Below are 2,606 nucleotides of genomic sequence, written 5' to 3'. Positions count from 1 at the left end.
GAATATTTACAAAATAATGGAAGTAATATTCCGAAAGTTATTCCTTCAACAGAAAATAACTTAGTTGAAATTGTTACGGGTCTTGATGGGACAAATTTTTATTGTTGTCTGTTTGAAAAAGCACCTGGAGCAAGGATGAAAGTAACTGATGAAAATTTTAACGAACATTTATTTTTTGAATGGGGGAAAACAATAGGCCAACTACATAAAAAAACAAAAAKTTACAAGCCTGGAACAGAATATAAAAGATTGAATTGGTATGAAGAAGAATTATTGAATGCAACACTCTATCATGTTGATGTTCCAGAGCATGTGATACACCAACAAGAATTAATTATTAAGAAATTAAATGCTCTTCCAGTTCATCAAGATAACTTTGGATTGATTCATTCTGATATTCATCACGGCAATTTCCATTATCATGAAGGTGAGATTTTTGTTTTTGACTTTGATGACTGTTCTAATCACTGGTTTGCAAGCGATTTGGCAATACCTCTGTATTATTTTATGTGGAGCTTAGAACGTGAGGGCGTAAATGACCTCGATGGATATGCTACCGAATTTATGAGGGAATTCATAAAAGGATATGAGACAGAAAATCACCTTGCACCTGAAGATTATGAAACAATACCTCTATTTTTAAAGTTAAGAGATCTAACTTTATATAGTTTTTTCTATAAAAAGTACGATTTAAAGAATACAGATAGTCAATTAAACAAAACAGTTCAAAAAATTGAACGGAGAATAAAAGAAAGTCGTCCTATTGTTCACTTCGATTCGAACGTGATTTTTTAAGAGATTGATGGTTCGCATGGAACAAATAGGAATAGTTAGGTAGGGGAAATTATGCAAATTAGACAAACTACTGATTATGAAAAAATTGCAAAATTAAATCGATATGTTCACAATTTGCATGCAAAGCTTTATCCCAGATATTTCAAGGAATATAACTATAGTGAAATTAAAGATACATTCAAAAGTTTAATCAACAACAACAGTTTTGTTTTCCTTCTTTTAGAAGATAATAAAGAATCACTTGGTTACGTGTGGATAGAGATTAGAAACTATCCAGAAAATGTTTTTAAAAATGGTTATAATTCTGTATATGTGCATCAGATTAGTATAGTTGAGAATCAAAAGAAAAAAGGTTATGGAACGAGGTTAATGGAAGAGGTATATAAAATAGCGAAAAGGAACGATATAGATTTAATTGAATTAGATTATTGGTTTGAAAACGATGATGCAAAAGAGTTCTATAAAAAACATCACTTTATAAAGTACAGAGAATTTGTTTATAAACAGTTATAGTTTATTGTTTAACTAACAGATGCGATACTTCAAATATACGAAGGTCGCTTTTTCTTATTAAAGTAATTAGGGAGTTTAAGAAGAACTTCATATTGTATCCCTTTTATTTATATTTAAGATTTAAAAAAATGAATGATACTAGGGGGACTATTATGAAGGTTAATCAAAGAACAACTTTTATTAATGAAAAAGAAGTTCAATACACACATATTGAAACCGGAAGTCCGGTTGTTTGTTTTATGTTTTCTGAAGCGGGTTACACGTATGAGAAGCCTTTATTTTATTATTCGACAATGACAATGCTTCAGATTCAGTATGATGTCGTTCATATTCATTATTCATACGGCCAGGATGTAATCAAGTTTCCATTGATAGATATCACAAAAATCATTGTTAATGATGTCAATCACATCATTACTGAGGTGTTTAAAAATCATCGATATCAAGAAACGGTATTTTTAGGAAAATCACTTGGTACTATTCCTATCATCAACGGACTTATGAAAATTGATATGAATATGAATATGAATATGAATTCTAAAATGATTTTGCTTACACCACTATTAAAGTTTGATTCAATTTTTGAAGCATTATTAAGTAGTAATCATTCAACCCTTATTGTTATAGGCGATAAAGACCCTCATTATATTTCTAGAAAAATCCAAGAAATTGAAAATAAAACAAATATAAAAATTGAAAAAGTCTCCAATGCTAATCATTCTTTAGATATTGAACCATTTAATACTTCAAAGTCCATTACAGTCTTAGAAAATGTAATGAAAAGAATAGACAAGTTCTTAAAATATAACTCTAATTCAGCTAACGGGTGCGATTCTTCATAAAGAAGGATACACTGTATTCATTGATCAGTGCGTTAACCACCCTGCAGGCTTATATTACTCTGTTCAGTAAAAATAAAAAAAGTAGCCATCCATGATGTGGATTGGCAACTTTTCTTATTGTCTTATTGATTTAGAGCTGATATATAACGTTCATAATAATTTTTTACTCATGTTGTACCAAATGACTCTTCCATGCTCTGAGCTTGAAACACCGCTGTTGAGGTATCCATAGTTTTCATAGAAGCGAATTAAGTTCTCTTTACAAGTAAGTGTAATCGTTTCACGTTTGTTCGCTCTCGCTTCTTTTTCAAGATGAGCAAGTAACGCGGATGCCACGCCTCGTTTTTGGAAATGCGGGGACACCGCTAACCCTAAAATAGTTTGATGACCACCAGACGCTGGGTTTACCTGTATCTCACTAAATAAATCATCTGTAATGAACGCTGTGTCAATGAC

The 2,606-nt window shown here is 31.0% G+C and carries 4 protein-coding genes; 3 read left to right on the top strand and 1 reads right to left on the bottom strand.

The window, feature by feature from the left end; all coding sequences use genetic code 11:
* The 3 genes from AC1DUW_RS25535 to AC1DUW_RS25525 all read left to right on the top strand — a co-directional run.
* A partial coding sequence (locus AC1DUW_RS25535; RefSeq protein ID WP_477643794.1) for a phosphotransferase enzyme family protein occupies positions 1–795 on the top strand: 795 nt, incomplete at its 5' end.
* 51 nt (positions 796–846) lie between these two features.
* Complete coding sequence (locus tag AC1DUW_RS25530; protein ID WP_053345562.1) at positions 847–1,308, top strand: GNAT family N-acetyltransferase; 462 nt, start codon at positions 847–849, stop codon at positions 1,306–1,308.
* A 152-nt stretch (positions 1,309–1,460) separates the two neighbouring features.
* The gene (locus AC1DUW_RS25525; protein WP_477643793.1) at positions 1,461–2,150 is read left to right on the top strand and encodes an alpha/beta hydrolase; all 690 of its coding nucleotides are present in this window, start codon (positions 1,461–1,463) and stop codon (positions 2,148–2,150) included.
* 150 nt (positions 2,151–2,300) lie between these two features.
* Here the strand turns inward: AC1DUW_RS25525 and AC1DUW_RS25520 are convergent.
* A partial coding sequence (locus tag AC1DUW_RS25520) for a GNAT family N-acetyltransferase (protein WP_477643792.1) occupies positions 2,301–2,606 on the bottom strand: 306 nt, incomplete at its 5' end.

This window comes from Peribacillus sp. P4_C12, assembly GCF_056402095.1.
Note: the sequence above shows the minus strand (reverse complement) of the source record. Positions and strands in the feature narration are given on the sequence as shown.

Excerpts from the sequence above, each read along its gene's own strand:
- AC1DUW_RS25530 (WP_053345562.1), top strand. The coding sequence starts at position 847 with ATGCAAATTAGACAAACTACTGATTATGAAAAAATTGCAAAATTAAAT.
- AC1DUW_RS25525 (WP_477643793.1), top strand. The coding sequence starts at position 1,461 with ATGAAGGTTAATCAAAGAACAACTTTTATTAATGAAAAAGAAGTTCAA.